12 protein-coding genes are annotated in these 14,682 nt (G+C 54.7%); all 12 read left to right on the forward strand.

The window, feature by feature from the left end; translation table 11 throughout:
- Window positions 1–758, forward strand: a 758-nt coding sequence (locus tag J7M22_17085) for an ABC transporter substrate-binding protein (GenBank protein ID MCD6508320.1), incomplete at its 5' end; no start/stop codon positions are given.
- Window positions 759–829: 71 nt separating this feature from the next.
- Entirely contained in the window at window positions 830–1,888 is a 1,059-nt protein-coding gene (locus tag J7M22_17090) for an iron ABC transporter permease (protein ID MCD6508321.1), read from the forward strand.
- The gene (locus J7M22_17095) at window positions 1,885–3,108 is read left to right on the forward strand and encodes an ABC transporter ATP-binding protein (protein MCD6508322.1); all 1,224 of its coding nucleotides are present in this window, start codon (window positions 1,885–1,887) and stop codon (window positions 3,106–3,108) included. The genes J7M22_17090 and J7M22_17095 overlap by 4 nt, the downstream gene beginning before the upstream one ends.
- Before the next feature lie 84 nt (window positions 3,109–3,192).
- Window positions 3,193–4,296: an ABC transporter substrate-binding protein gene (locus J7M22_17100; protein MCD6508323.1), complete on the forward strand. Its 1,104-nt coding sequence runs from the start codon at window positions 3,193–3,195 to the stop codon at window positions 4,294–4,296.
- 21 nt (window positions 4,297–4,317) lie between these two features.
- The gene (locus J7M22_17105) at window positions 4,318–5,388 is read left to right on the forward strand and encodes an iron ABC transporter permease (protein ID MCD6508324.1); all 1,071 of its coding nucleotides are present in this window, start codon (window positions 4,318–4,320) and stop codon (window positions 5,386–5,388) included.
- Window positions 5,385–6,185, forward strand: coding sequence for an ABC transporter ATP-binding protein (locus J7M22_17110; protein MCD6508325.1), 801 nt, complete (start codon window positions 5,385–5,387; stop codon window positions 6,183–6,185). Before J7M22_17105 ends, J7M22_17110 begins: the two co-directional genes overlap by 4 nt.
- The gene (locus J7M22_17115; protein MCD6508326.1) at window positions 6,172–7,014 is read left to right on the forward strand and encodes an ABC transporter substrate-binding protein; all 843 of its coding nucleotides are present in this window, start codon (window positions 6,172–6,174) and stop codon (window positions 7,012–7,014) included. Before J7M22_17110 ends, J7M22_17115 begins: the two co-directional genes overlap by 14 nt.
- Window positions 7,001–7,852: an ABC transporter ATP-binding protein gene (locus J7M22_17120; GenBank protein MCD6508327.1), complete on the forward strand. Its 852-nt coding sequence runs from the start codon at window positions 7,001–7,003 to the stop codon at window positions 7,850–7,852. Before J7M22_17115 ends, J7M22_17120 begins: the two co-directional genes overlap by 14 nt.
- Before the next feature lie 2 nt (window positions 7,853–7,854).
- The gene (locus J7M22_17125) at window positions 7,855–8,601 is read left to right on the forward strand and encodes an ABC transporter permease (GenBank protein ID MCD6508328.1); all 747 of its coding nucleotides are present in this window, start codon (window positions 7,855–7,857) and stop codon (window positions 8,599–8,601) included.
- Window positions 8,598–12,548, forward strand: a complete 3,951-nt coding sequence (gene bchH, locus J7M22_17130) for a magnesium chelatase subunit H (protein MCD6508329.1) — start codon at window positions 8,598–8,600, stop codon at window positions 12,546–12,548. Before J7M22_17125 ends, bchH begins: the two co-directional genes overlap by 4 nt.
- Complete coding sequence (cobI, locus tag J7M22_17135; GenBank protein ID MCD6508330.1) at window positions 12,545–13,243, forward strand: precorrin-2 C(20)-methyltransferase; 699 nt, start codon at window positions 12,545–12,547, stop codon at window positions 13,241–13,243. Before bchH ends, cobI begins: the two co-directional genes overlap by 4 nt.
- Window positions 13,244–13,797: 554 nt before the next feature.
- Window positions 13,798–14,589 carry a cob(I)yrinic acid a,c-diamide adenosyltransferase gene (locus J7M22_17140; protein MCD6508331.1) on the forward strand — a complete coding sequence of 264 codons (792 nt, stop codon included), beginning with the start codon at window positions 13,798–13,800 and terminating at the stop codon, window positions 14,587–14,589.
- Window positions 14,590–14,682: the final 93 nt, after the last annotated feature.

A 14,682-nucleotide genomic window follows, 5' to 3' on the forward strand; every position in this document is an offset into this window, starting at 1 on the left:
AGATAAGGAAAGGCATAGAGAAGGGAAGGATCGAGCTTGTGGGCAGTGGAATGGGAGGACCGGACTTTGAGAGGATCCTGGCCCTGAAGCCCGACGTAGTGTTCATGTATACCGGCTACCCGACGGCCGCAAAGTCATTTGAAAAACTCAAGGAAATGGGGATCCCGGTGGCAGTGGACAACGAGTGGCTGGAGAACGACCCCCTGGGTCGCCTGGAGTGGATGAAATTCCTAGCCGTTTTCTACGACAAGGATGCTGAGTCTCAAGAGTTCTTCGAGAGGGTGGAGCGAAGGGTTAAGGAAATAGCATCTGAGGTCTCCGGGGAAAAGCGCCCCAACGTGCTTTGGGGGAGCATCTGGAAGGGGAAGTGCTATGTCCCGGCCGGGGATTCATATGTAGCCAAGATGATCTCCCTTGCCGGAGGAAATTACCTCTTCTCAGACCTTGAGGGAACCGGCAGCGCCAATGTCACTCTGGAGGAATTTTACGCTCGGGGGAAGAACGCCGATGTCTTCATTTACCCCTCCTGGCCCCCTTATGTTAGCTCCGTAGAAGATATCCTGAAAGAAGGTCCGATATTGGCCGAGCTCAAGGTGGTGAAGGAGGGGAAAGTGTGGTGCTTTCGGCCCTGGTATTATCAATCGTTGGATAAAACCGATGGGATAATCGAGGATTTAGCGGCCGTCTTCCATCCGGAACTTTATCCGGAGCATGAGCTGGGATATTTCATGAGACTGCCCGTAGAGGAGAAGCCCTAAATATCTCCCGAAAAGGTGTCCGACTTTTTGGGGACGCTGTAGATTCAATTCTAAATTTGAGGTTGACTTAGATGGTCAAAGCCCCTGAGGCAATAACTGAGGATAACTTCCTTCAAAAGAGGTGGGCGAGGTATTTGTTCGTGCTCAGCTCTTTCCTAGGAGCGGTGCTTTTGCTCCTTGTGCTGAACATAAGCCTGGGCTCCGTTCACATTCCCTTCCTCGACGTCTGCGGCATCCTCCTTGGAAAGAAGGCGGGAAGTGAGGTCTTCGGCTCGGTGATCTGGAAGATAAGGCTTCCGAGGGCGCTGGCTGCTTCTCTCTCCGGCTCCGCGCTTGCTGCCGGGGGGATGCTGCTTCAGATATTCTTCCGCAACCCCATCGTCGGGCCCTATGTGCTGGGCATCTCCTCCGGGGCCACCGTTATGGTGGCCCTGGTTATGCTGGGAGGCTTTAGCCTGGGGATGACCTCGCTTCATCCTATTTTTCTCAGCCTTGCGGCTCTGCTCGGCGCTCTGGGAGCGATGATGGCGGTGATGGCAGCGGCTGTGAAGGTGAGGGACATAGTCTCGCTTCTGGTTATAGGCCTCATGGTGGGTTATGTCGCCTCCGCCCTGAGCCATTTTCTCATCGCCTTCGCCGAGAAAGAGCGGGTTCATAGATTCGTCCTCTGGACCCTGGGAAGCTTTTCAGGCTTTCGGTGGCAGGAGGTGGAGATATTGGCCATCGCCATTCCCATACTTTTGCTTTTCTCCTTTTTCCTCTCAAAGCCGCTCAATGCCCTCCTGCTGGGCGAGGATTATGCCCGAAGCATGGGGGTGAGGATCAAGCCCTTCCGCTATCTTATCATCTTTCTTTCCAGCGCCCTGGCCGCCCTGGTGACGGCCTTCGCCGGTCCGGTGGCCTTCATCGGCCTAGCCGTGCCTCATATGGCAAGGCTTTCCCTGGGAACATCCGACAGCCGGGTGCTCCTTCCGGGAACGATCCTCCTGGGAGCGGCGGTGACCAGCCTTTGCGATCTTCTGGCTCGAACAGCCTTCTCCCCGGTTGAGCTTCCCATTTCGGCCACGACCTCCCTCTTCGGAGCGCCGATCGTGATATTCCTGCTTTTGAGGAGGAGGGCAGCGGTATGATGATCAGGGCCGAGGAACTTGAGGTAGGTTATGGGAGAAAGGCGGTTGTAAGGAATATCAATTTAAAGCTCTCAAAGGGGCAGTTCATCGGCCTTCTCGGACCCAACGGCTGCGGCAAATCCACCATCCTCAAGACCCTGATCCGCCTGCTCGCCCCTCTGAGAGGAGCCGTGTTTCTGGACGGCCGGGAGCTTGAACGAATAAGCCGGAAGGAGCTTTCCCGCAGGGTGTCGGCCGTCCTCACCGAGCGACCCTCCCCGGGACTGCTTACCGCCTTCGATGTGGCCGCTATGGGAAGATATCCCTATACAGGACTCCTGGGAAAGATCGAAGGGGAGCATGCCCGGAAGACCTGGGAGGCGCTGGAGATGGTGGGAGCGGCTGACCTGGCAGGCCGATACTTCCTGGAGTTAAGCGATGGGGAGAAGCAAAAAGTTCTCCTGGCCCGGGCGCTGGCTCAGGAACCCGAGCTTCTGGTTCTGGATGAGCCGACCTCCCATCTCGACCCTCGCTACAAGCTGGAGGTGATGCTCATCCTGAGGCGCCTTGTGAGGGAGAACGGGATAACCATAGTGGCCTCCCTGCACGAGATAGACCTGGCGATGAGGGTGTGCGATATAGTCATCCTGATCAAGAGGGGAAAGGTCCTCGCCTGGGGACCGCCTGAGGAGGTCCTCGATGAGGAGACAGTGGCCGAGCTTTACGACTTCAAGAAGGCATGCTTCGATAGCCTTCTGGGAGGGATAGAGATCGGCGGGGAAAAAAGAGGTTCGGTTTACGTTGTGGCCGGTTCGGGAAGTGGGGCTCGGCTTTACCGGACCTTAGCTAAGCATGGCTTTGGCATTTCGACCGGCGCCCTTCCGGAGAACGATATAGACTTTCACGTGGCTCAAGCGCTCAAAGCCACCATCGTCGCCGAGAAACCCTATAGGGCAGAGATCTCTCCTGAAACCTACCTTAAAGCCTTAGAAGCGATGAAGAAGGCTCGTCAGGTTATAGATGCCGGGTTTCCGGTGGGAGAGGCGAATTATCGGAATGTCGAATTAGTGGGGGAGGCCCTTAAAATGGGAAAGATAACCTATAGCCTGCGAGGAGAAGAGGAGGCTAGAAAGCTGTGGGGCTTCCTTGCCTCGAAGCTTATCCACTGCGAAGGTTTATCCTCGCTTTTAAGGAGGCTCTGGGCGGTGGAATGCCTTTGTCGGAGGGGAAGGCTTTGGTGAAAGACAACCCCAGGCTACCGGAACGGAGGCGGTGGTCGTGGCAGTTATGGAAGCCACAATTATGAACAAGAAGGAGGGGATAACATGAGGTATCAAGGGCTTATGCTCTTATTGGTGTTTGCGAACATCATCGCTTTACTTCTTCCCGGACAGTGTTGCGCTGAGAAGACACCAAGTCCGAGGCCAACCCCAACCTCCGAAGCAGAGCTGATCATCGTCACGGATCTTGCAGACAGAACGGTTGAGCTCCGCCAAAATCCCCGGAGGATAATCACCGTTTACAGCCAGATACCCATCGCTATGAGATGTCTGAACATAGGCCTTGAACGAATAATCGGCACGGATGCGTTTACGGTCAAGCAATACGGGAAGCTTCTCCCTGAGCTTGAGGAGAAGGAGATCGTCGGCCAGCATTTTATCAAATTAGACTATGAGAAGATTATTGACCTGGAGCCCGAGCTCGTCCTCGCCGTGCCGGAGACGCTAAAGCGCACCGAGATCGAGGAGAAGCTCAAGCCTGCGGGGATAAAGATAGTAGCTTTGGACTTCAAGATCAAGAGCTTCAGGAAGACCCTGGAGCTTCTGGGGCGGATCTTCGATCGAGAGGAGGAGGCGAGGGAATTCGCCGATTTCTGGTTTGGAAGGCTTGAGGAGGTGAGGAAGAAAGTGGAGGGGCTGAGCGAGGAGCAGAAGGTCAGGGTGTATCTGGAAGGGACCCAGCGACCTTTTGTAACAGCTTCCAAGGGGCATACTCTGGATGAAATCGTCACCCTTGCCGGGGGGATAAACATCTCCGCCGGGCTTAAAGGAAGAAGCCCGGAGGTCGAGCCTGAATGGGTGGTGGAGCAAAACCCCGATGTGATCCTGAAATACCCCATGGGGGTCAGATATCAGGGAGGATTCGGGAAGACCGACACCCGTCCTTTTGAGGAGATGAGGAAGGAGATAATGGGAAGGCCCGGATTTGATCACATCAAGGCTGTGAGGGAAGGTCGGGTTTACATACTCTCAAGGGACATCCTCGGAGGGGTGTTTGAAAACGTGGGGGTTTGCTATGCGGCCAAGATCCTTTATCCCGAGCTTTTCAAGGATCTTGACCCCAAAGCCTATCTTAAGCAGATGGTGGAGAAATACCTCGGACTCGACTTTGAACGATTAAGGGGAGTCTTCGTGTATCCTTCGCCTTAGAAAACCGAGGAAGCTATTCTGATGACCACAAGAGAGATAATCCAAACTGAGGAGTTATATTCCCGGCTTATAGCTAAAAAGGTGTTCTTCATCCTGACCGCCTTGGGAGGGCTTGTGGCCTTGGTCCTGGTGGCCGCTTCCCTCGGCTCGGCAAGGCTGGGGATAGGGGAGGTGGCCCGTGCCATCGGGGCCCGGCTCCTCCCTCTCAACGTCACGGTAAGCGACAAGGTGGAGGTTATCGTGTGGGATATAAGGCTTCCACGCATCGTGCTGGGAGTGCTCGCCGGGGCGGGACTGGCCTTCTCCGGAACGGCCATGCAGGGGATAATGCGTAATCCCCTGGTCAGCCCTTATACCATCGGGATAGCCTCCGCAGCGGCCTTCGGAGCCTCCGTTGCCATCATCCTCGGGGCGGGACTCATAGGCTCCGGGAAATACATCGTCATCACCAACGCTTTCATCTTCGCCCTCCTGAATGCCGTCCTGGTTTATGGTCTCGCCAGGATAAGGGGCATGAGATCGGAGACCCTTATCCTGGCCGGCATAGCCCTGATGTATCTCTTCTCCGCCTGCACCTCCGTCCTCCAATATATCGCCACCGAGGAGGAGCTTCATGCGGTAGTTCACTGGCTTTTCGGAAGCCTCACCGGGGCGAGCTGGGAGAACATAAGGGTGCTCTTACCCGTCCTGGTGGTTTGTTTCCTGCCTTTGATGAAATATTCCTGGGATCTCAACGCCATGCTCGCCGGAGATGAAACGGCCGCGTCCCTGGGGGTAAATGTGGAACGGGTGAGGACTATAATTCTTATATTTTCCACCTTGCCTGCCGCCACCATCATCTGCTTTACGGGGATAATAGGCTTCGTCGGCCTGGTGGCCCCGCATATAACTCGGATGCTCATCGGCGCCGATCACCGATTCCTCCTCCCCTCCTCTTCTGTTCTCGGGGCGCTTTTGTTGCTCGGGGCTGATACGGTGGGGAGGACCGCCTTTCAACCAACGGTTATCCCCGTGGGCATAGTGGTCTCATTTATCGGGGTGCCGTTTTTCCTTTACCTCATCTTGAGGGGAAGGAGGGAATACTTCCGATGAGGCTAGAGGTAAAAGGGGTGCGATTTAGCTACGGTAGCGTGCCCATCCTTAAAGATGTGTGCCTAGAGGTAGGGGAGGGGGAGGTGGTCAGCCTGGTCGGTCCCAACGGCTCGGGGAAGACAACCCTGCTTAAATGCATAAGCCGAATTTTAAAGCCGAAAAAAGGGGCCATCCTGCTTAACGGAGATGACCTCGGAAAAATAAGCTCAAAGGAGCTCGCCCGTCTCCTGGGTTACGTTCCCCAGAGCTCCCCCAGCTCCTTCCCCTTGACGGTCTTCGAAACGGTCCTCCTGGGCCGAAGGCCTCATATACGCTGGAAGCTCTCGCGGAGAGATAAGGAGGTTGTGCTCAATACCCTGCGGCTGTTGGAGCTCGATAACCTGGCCCTGAGGATGTTCGGCGAGCTATCCGGAGGGGAAAGGCAAAAGGTGCTTATAGCCAGAGCTTTAGCGCAAGAGTCGGAGGTATTGCTCCTGGATGAGCCGACGAGCAGCTTAGACCTTCGCCATCAGCTTGAGGTCCTGCAGCTTATCACCGATATAGTCCGAGAAAAGGGGCTTGCCGCAATAATGGCCATACACGACCTCAATCTGGCCTCGATGTTCTCGGACAAGATAATAATGCTCAAAGAGGGCAGGATTTACGCCGCCGGAAAGGGGGAGGATGTTCTGAATCCGGAGAATATCTGGCAGGTCTACGGGGTTAAGGTGATGATCAGCTATGACCCGGGGAGACCTCATATCATCCCCTTGACCCCCAACGAGAAGGGAGGCTTAAGGAAGCATGAAGGTAAATAAACCCGTTCGGAGGATAGTTTCCCTGGCACCGTCCCTCACCGAGACCCTCTTCTTCCTGGGTTTGGGAGAGAGGGTGGTAGGGGTAACCGAGCAATGCGATTTTCCCCCGGAGGCGAGGGAGAGGGAGAAAGTGGGCTCCTTTGTGGAACCCGATCTGGGGAAGATTTCAAGGCTCAAGCCCGATCTTATCCTGGCCTTAAGCCGTATTCACGGAAAATTCATCGAGGAGGCGGGAAGCGAAGGTCTTCCGGTTTTGGCCCTCCCCCGTGTGAGGAGCGTGGAGGATATCCTCCGCATTATGGAGGAGATAGCGGATATCGCCGGAGAAGAACGGGGTAAGGCTCTTGTCGGCTCGCTTAGGGAGAGGCTTAGGTTGATCGAGGAGAGGGTAAAACCCCTCCCTCCCCCGCGGGTATTCCGTTTGATGATCGAGGACCCCATCGTCGCCCCGACCCGTTCCTCCTATCAGTGGGATGCGATAAGGCTTGCCGGAGGTTGGCCCATGCCCCTCGAGTTTGAGGAGCCTTATACCCCTGTGAAATTGGAGGAGATCGTAGAGTTTGATCCTGAGGTCATTCTCAGCTGTGGGATGAGGGAAGGGGAGGAGCCGAGGCGAAGATGTCCGGGATGTCGGTCGCAGAACCCTCCCTGTCAGAGGATAGTAGATGAGATAGGAAAGTGGGAAGGTTGGAAGGAGACCCGGGCGGCGAAGGAAGGGAGGATATATCCCATCCCCTGTGAGCTTCTCTGTCGCCCCGGCCCCAGGCTTGTGGAGGGGATTGAGTTCATGTCGAAATTGTTCCACCGAGGCTCAAATGATCGTGATTGAGAACCTGACCAAGATATACGGCAAGGTTAAAGCACTTGATGATCTCAATTTAGAGGTACATCCCGGGGAGATATTCGGCTTCCTGGGGCCCAACGGAGCGGGGAAGACCACCACCATCCGTATCCTCACCACCTTGACCAAGCCCTCCTCAGGCCGCGCTTGGATAGACGGCTTTGACGTGGTAAGTCAGCCTTTGGAGGTCAAGAGGAGGATCGGGGTGGTGCAGCAGCATCTGAGCCTCGATAGGGAGCTTACCGTCTGGGAGGTCTTGGAGCTCCACGCCCGTCTGCACGGCCTTAAGCCTCCGGAACGTCGGAGGAGGATCAAGGAAATGCTGGATTATGTGGAACTCAAAGATCATGCCCGCCGCAGGGTTGAGGAGCTCTCGGGGGGGATGAAGCGCCGGCTCATGATCGCCCGGGCTTTACTTCATCAGCCTAAGCTTATCCTTCTTGATGAACCCACGGTGGGATTGGATGCTCAGACGAGAAGAAGGCTCTGGGAGCTCATCAGAAAGCTTAATGCCGGTGGTGCCACTATATTTCTAACCACCCATTACATCGAGGAAGCGGAGGCCCTCTGCCATCGGGTGGGCATCATTCACCTGGGAAAACTCATCGCCCTCGGGAGGCCTTCCGACTTACGTCGGTGCTTGGGATCTGTAACCGTAGAAACCTTCTCCAACGGCAAAGTTTGCTATCATCATTTTCCCGATAGCGAAGCAGCTAAATCCTTTGTGCGCAATCTTCCCTCAGGGATGAAGAACATCATTATAAGGGAAACCAGTTTAGAGGATGTTTTCATTGAGCTTACCGGAAGAAAGGTCAAGGAGGAGTAAAGATGGTAAAAGTATTCAAGGATAGCTATTCGATCTGGTGGGCTGACCTCAGGATTTTAAGGCATCTCTGGCTGAGATTTCTCATCACCAGTTTGATGAGCCCGGTGCTATATCTTCTGGCCTTTGGCTTTGGTCTGGGAAGAGGGATTAATGTCGGAGGAGCAAGCTATCTGGAGTTCGTAATCCCGGGGATCATCGCCCTCACCGCTATGAACACGAGTTTTAGCGGGGCCGGGATGAAACTGAATGTGGACCGACTTTATTATAAGTGCTTCGATGAGATAATGATGGCCCCCGTAAGCCCTTTTGCCGTGATCCTCGGCAAATCTCTAATAGGGGTGTTGCGAGGGCTTGTCGTTTCCCTGGCTTTCCTTTTGCTCGGCCTGGCCCTCTCCCCGATGAGGGTAAGCCCTCTTTTCGGCCTAAGCCTTATACTTACCTGTTTTACCTTCTCCTTCATGGGGGTCCTGGCTGCCTTGCTGGCCAGATCCCATCAGGATATGGCCACCCTGAGCAGCGTTATCCTTAGGCCGATGACCTTTCTGGGCGGGACCTTTTTCTCCCTGAAAAATCTCCCTGGGTGGCTTAAGCTGATCCTTCATCTCATGCCGCTTACTCATTCAAGCCGATGTCTTCGGGCGGAGGCGTTGGGGAGGGATTTCCCCTGGCCTTCCTTTCTTATCCTCCTCGGCTTTGGGGTGATCTCTTTCTCCGCCTGTCTTCTGGCGCTTCGGAGGGCGAGCCTATGAGGCAAGGACTTCGCATGGGTTACACCACCGGGGCCTGTGCCGCCGCGGCGGCCAAGGCCGCCATCGCTTTAGCCGGCCGGAGGCAAATCGAAGAGGTTCAACTTTTGCAAGGGGGAGGGAAGAGCAAGATGAAAAATCGAGGACGACCGACGAGAATCGCCGTAGTGACCTCCATGAACGGGGCACGGCCTATGGCGGAGGCGATGGCCGAAATCGTCAGGGAGCATGGAAATGCGATCGACCTCAGCCTCTACTATGTGGATGAAATCCAGAGGAGGCTCGTTGATGAAAATACGCTGCCCGAGGATGTGGCCTCCAGTCTGAGGGATGCCGATATCGTATGGCTCGATGTGAGAGGCGATGCTCCTGTTATAAAGCTCATCAAGGATGTTCTCTCGAACTCCAAGAACGTCGTGCTCGGCTACAGCATGGCCACCTCTTTCGGGAGCGGGCCGGTGTGGCTTGAGCGGGAACGGCCATCCCTGTTTCATAAGATGACGGGTTGGATGGCCAGGCGGATGGGAGAGAGAGAGGTGGCTCTCAGGAAAATGCAGCGAATGCTGAAGCTGACCAAGATCCTGGGGAGGCTTCCCTCGAGATCGCTGAGGGAGGTGAGGAATAGAGCCGTTGTGTTGGAATACTGGCTATACGGCGGGAAGGAAAACACCAAGAATCTGTTGCTTTACCTCGCCGAGGTATATGGAGGACAGCAGGTTAAAGCCAAGCCGCCCCGAAAGCTCCCCGAACCCGGCATCTATCATCCGCTCGCCGAAGAGATCTTTGCCAGCTTGGATGATTATCTCCGTAAATATCCGTTAACCAAAAAACAGACGGTGGGAATGCTCCTGTTTGGCGGCCCAAATCTGGATGACTCGGCGGTGGCGGCGAAGGAGCTTATGAAAAGGCTTGAGGGTGAGGTGAACTTCATCCCGATTTACTCTCAAGATTTCAGATACAGCGAGGCGATGAGGGATTTCTTCTTCAGGGATGGCAAGCCTGTTGTGGACCTGGTGATAAGCTTTTTGCTCTTCCGGATGAACGGAGGTCCCATGGGAGGGAACCCTCAGCCTACCTTGGAGACTTTGCGGAAGCTCGATGTCCCCGTCCTCAATGCCCCTCCGATGTATATAGGAGAAGTCAGACGGTGGAGGGAATCGGAGACGGGGCTCTCCCCCATCCAGATCATCACCCACGTTACCCTGCCCGAGCTTGACGGTTGCATCGAACCTATTTTGCCCTGTGGATATGAGGAATGCGGTTTCGATCGAAATATCGGCGCTCAGGTAAGAGCGATGACTCCAATTCCAGATAGGCTGGATAAGATAGCGGGTCGGGTAAGGGTGTGGCTTAGGCTTAGAGAGAAGGAGAACTCGGAGAAGAGGGTGGCCATAATCCTCTATAACTATCCCCCGGATGAAAGCGGGATCGGAGCTGCTGCCTATCTGGATACCATGGAGAGCATTAAAAAGCTTTTGGTGAGGTTGAAGGAGGAAGGGTATAAGGTCGAGGAACTGCCTGAAGGGACAAAGCTTGAGGAGGTATTTACAAGTCGAGGTCTCGTTAACTCAAGCAGGTGGCTTGCCCTGAGGAATACCGCTCAGAACTCCCCTATGGTAGGGAACGATACCTACCTCAAGTGGTTTGAAGAGCTTTCACCGGAGGCGAAGAATGAGGTGGTTGAGAGGTGGGGTGATCCTCCGGGGGGCGTTTTGACCTTCGGGGATAGGCTTATCATTCCCGGCATCCAATTGGGAAATGTGTTCCTCGGACTTCAGCCGTCACATGGCGGAGGGAGCGAGGATATCAAGAAATCCCTTGAATCCTACCACGACAAAACCCTGCCCCCTCATCACCAGTACCTTGCTTTCTACAGGTGGCTTGAGGAGGAGTTTAAGGCGGATGTGGTAATTCACTTCGGCACTCACGGCACCCTGGAGTTTACCAAGGGGAAAGAGGTTGGGATGTCCAAGGATTGCTTTCCCGACATTTTAATAGGCAACCTCCCTCACCTGTATGTTTACATGGTATCAAACCCATCTGAGGCGACCATAGCCAAGAGGAGAAGCTACGCTACCATAGTAAATCACCTCTCGCCGCCCTACACCGTCTCAGGGCTTTATGACAACCTCGCAGAGCTTGAGGAGCTCATCCACGAATACAATGAAGCCAAACTTCAAGACCCGAATCGCGCACGGCTGGTTTATGAACAGATTCTGGAGAAGGCTAAAGAGGCTCATCTTGAGGGGAAGTCCGTCGATGAAATCTACGATGAGCTCTTCAATATCCGAAGATCCATCATCCCCAAGGGGCTTCATATCTTCGGAGAGAACTACGATGAGGATTCACTCATCGATTTCATCACCCTTGTCCTTCGTTACGATCGTGGAGAGGTGAAGTCGCTCCACCGGCTGCTGGCCGAATCGCAGGGAATCGACTACGACGAAATGATGAGCAATCCCGCTAAGCTGAGAGGGGGCAAATCCTATGCTCATATAGCGAAGGAGATCGAGGAGAAGGCAAGGGAGATCGTTGCCATCGCCCTAAATGAAGGCATTAAGGCGGCGATGGATTGCTCGAAGGTCTCAGAAACCGGAGAGCTCAGGAAAACCTTAAAGTTCGGACTTGAGATAGCCGGAAACCTCAAGAGAAGCGATGAGATGGGAAGCCTCCTTCGAGGACTCTGCGGCAAGTACATCCCCCCTAACATCGGAGGCGACCCTATAAGGTCGCCTGAGGTTCTCCCCACCGGCTCAAACACCTATCAGTTTGACCCCCGGCTTGTGCCAAGTAGCGCTGCTTACATTCGAGGGGCCAGGATCGCCGACGCAACCTTAGAGCATTACTACAGGATTCACGGCAGATATCCGGAGTGCGTGGGGGTAATCCTCTGGGGATTTGAGACCATGAATACAAGAGGGGAAACGATAGGGCAAATATTGAGGTACATCGGGGTGGAGCCGATAAGAAGAAATCCCTGGGATGTGCGTCTACGGCTCGTGCCGCTGGAGGAGCTGGGAAGACCCAGGGTGGATGTGGTGGTAAACATCTGTGGCATCTTCAGGGATACCTTCCCCAACATCGTCAAACTGCTGGATGAGGCCTTCAATCTAGTTTCCTCCCAGGACGAGTCTCCCGATGAAAACCCGGTCAAAAAGCACTCCCAAGAGATACTTGATGAGATAAAAGGTGAGATTGATGACAAGATGCTGGCCCAAAAATTAGCCCGTGCCCGGGTGTTCGGTCCTTCTCCTACCGAGTATGCCACCTCTTTGCGTGACTTGATCAAGTCTCAGTCTTGGAATTCGGAGGAAGATTTAGGCCGGGCTTACATCTCAGATATGCAGCATATCTACACCGCCGATGTCCAGGGTTTCAAATCGGAGAAGATGTTCAAGAGCATGCTCTCCAAGGTGGAACTCGCCTCTCAGATTCGTGACAGCCACGATTATGAGGTAATAGATCTCGATCATTACTTCGAGTTCTTCGGCGGATTGGCTAAAGCTGTTGAGATCGCCGGCGGAAGGAAGCCGGAGATGCTGATCACCGACACTACCGGAGAGGTGATGAGGACCGAGGAGATAAAGAGGGCGATCCAGAGGGGGGTGAGGACAAGGCTGCTTAATCCCAAGTGGATCGAAGGGGTGCTGCAGCATGGGTATAACGGCGCCCAACACATTCACGAAAGGGTTGAAAATATCTTAGGACTTGCCGCCACTACGGGCGAGGTTGATAGCTGGATCTGGGATGAGATTGCAGATCGCTACATCTTAGACGAGAGGGTGAGGAGAAGGCTTGAGGATGCGAATCCCTGGGCTTTGAGCAACCTGATAGAGAGGCTATTTGAGGCAAATAGAAGGGGCTACTGGAAGGCGAGCGAGGAAAGGCTGGAAAAACTCAGGAATATTTACTTGAGGGCGGAAGGATTGCTCGAGGAGAAGGTGGAATGAAGAGAATCGGGCGGCTTTACGGGGTGGGGCTCGGGCCGGGGGATCCCGAGCTTGTGAGCTTGAAAGCAGCTCGGGTCCTCTCCGAGGTTCCCGTTATCTTCGTCCCGAAGGGAGGACGGGAGAGCCGGGCCCTCTCAATCGTAAAAGGGGTAGTGGGCGAGGAGAAGGAGATCGTGGAGCTTTCCTTCCCTATGCTCGAGGAGGATGAGGGGAGGTGGGAGGAGGCGGCAAGCGCCATCTGGGGGAGGCTCTCTCGTGGCGAGGATTGCGCTTTCGCCGTCGAAGGTGACCCTCTCCTTTACAGCACCTTTGTGCCTCTAATTGCTTTCTTCCAGCGCCGCTTTCCTCAGGTGAAGATAAAGGTAATTTCGGGAATAACCTCCCTGAGCGCGGCCGCCGCGAGCATCCCCCTTCCGCTTGCAAGGAAGGAGGAGAGGCTCGCCATCCTGCCGGCAATCTACGAGAAGGATGACCTGGAGGAGATCCTGAAGAAGTTCGACACGGTGGCCTTCTTCAAAGTCCACCGCTCCCTGGAGCGGATATTGAACCTACTGGAGAGGATAGGTTTCTCAGGAAGCTGCTTCCTGGTGGAGGAGGCGACGACGAAGGAGGAGAAGGTGATAGGGGATATAGAGGAGATGAAGAAGGCGAGGCCGGGTTATTTTTCCCTTCTTCTGGTGAAGAGGTCAAAATGAACGGAAGCTCTACTTCTCGGTTAGGAATTCCTCGGCATTTAAGTTTGATAAATAGACGATCACACCTCGAAGTTATGAAAGGAGGGGGAAAGATGAAGGAGAGGAAAATCGAGATCGGCCTTGAGGGAGTAGAGGCGAAGGTGATCTATCACCAGCTTAAAGGGTTTGAGGTGAAAACCCTGCTCCTCTCATTTGACGGGCCGAGGCGGGTGCTCTCTACCATGGAGGGCTTCAAGGAGGTGAGGTTCGTGGGGAATCACTACGATCCCCCCGAGCTTTGGGATTACCTTCATGAGCATTTTGAGGAACATCGAAGCTGGCTTCCGCAAGCGCTGGGACTTCCGCCGGAGGAATCGGCCTTTCTCTTCACCGGGGCGGATATGGATAATCTGGGGGTGGGGGAGGAGAGCTTTGAGGAACTCAGGGTTTGCTGCCTGGCCACTGCCGGGGTGAAGAGCAATGCCCTGAGGGCCGGAGTTGATAAGGCGGGTTCCCAAAGCGTGGGAACCATAAACCTCATTCTTCTGACCAGTGCCGCCCTCACGGATGGGGCCATGGCCAGGGCGGTCATCACCGCCACGGAGGCGAAGACTTCAATCCTTGAAGACCTCGACATCAAGAGCAGCTACAATCCCCGACTTCAGGCCACGGGCACAGGAACCGATAACCTCATCATCGTCCCCGGCGATGGACCGCTCATTACCTACACCGGGGGCCATGCCAAGATAGGAGAGCTCATCGGTGTTACGGTAAGGAAGGCGGTGGCGGAGGCACTCGCAAAGCAGGAGGGGATCGAGGAGAGCCCAGCGAGGAGGAAACGCTTAGGCGAGGGTTATATTCAGGTCTACACCGGAAATGGCAAGGGGAAGACCACAGCTTCCCTGGGGTTGGCTTTCAGGGCTGCTGGTCACGGGCTTAAAACCTATATTGGGCAATTCATGAAGGGTCAGCGCTATGGGGAGCTTGAGGCGGTGAAGCTCACGAAGCCTTATATCACCATCGAGCAGTATGGCCAGCCGGGCTGGGTTCACGCACACAGACCACCGAAGGAGGACGACGTTCAATTAGCCCGTGAGGGACTCAGGAAGGCAAGGGAAGCCATGCTCTCCGGAGAATACGATATCATTGTCCTCGACGAGATCACCACCGCCTATTACTTCAAGCTCATATCTCTTGAAGATATGCTCGAGCTTGTAAGGTCAAAACCTGAAGATGTAGAGCTCATATTTACCGGCAGATATGCCCCGCAGGAGTTAATCGAGGCGGCGGACTTGGTGACGGAGATGAGGGAGGTAAAACACTACTATCAAAAGGGGGTTAGGGCCAGGGATGGAATTGAACGCTAGGGAGCTGTGGGGAAAAGCTCAGCAGTGAATTATCGTCAGGATTCCGGCTGGCTCCTACAGGCGGAGCTAAATACACCCGGAGTGTATTTGAGG

The organism is Candidatus Poribacteria bacterium (assembly GCA_021162805.1).
Lineage (GTDB): Bacteria > Poribacteria > WGA-4E > B28-G17 > B28-G17 > JAGGXZ01.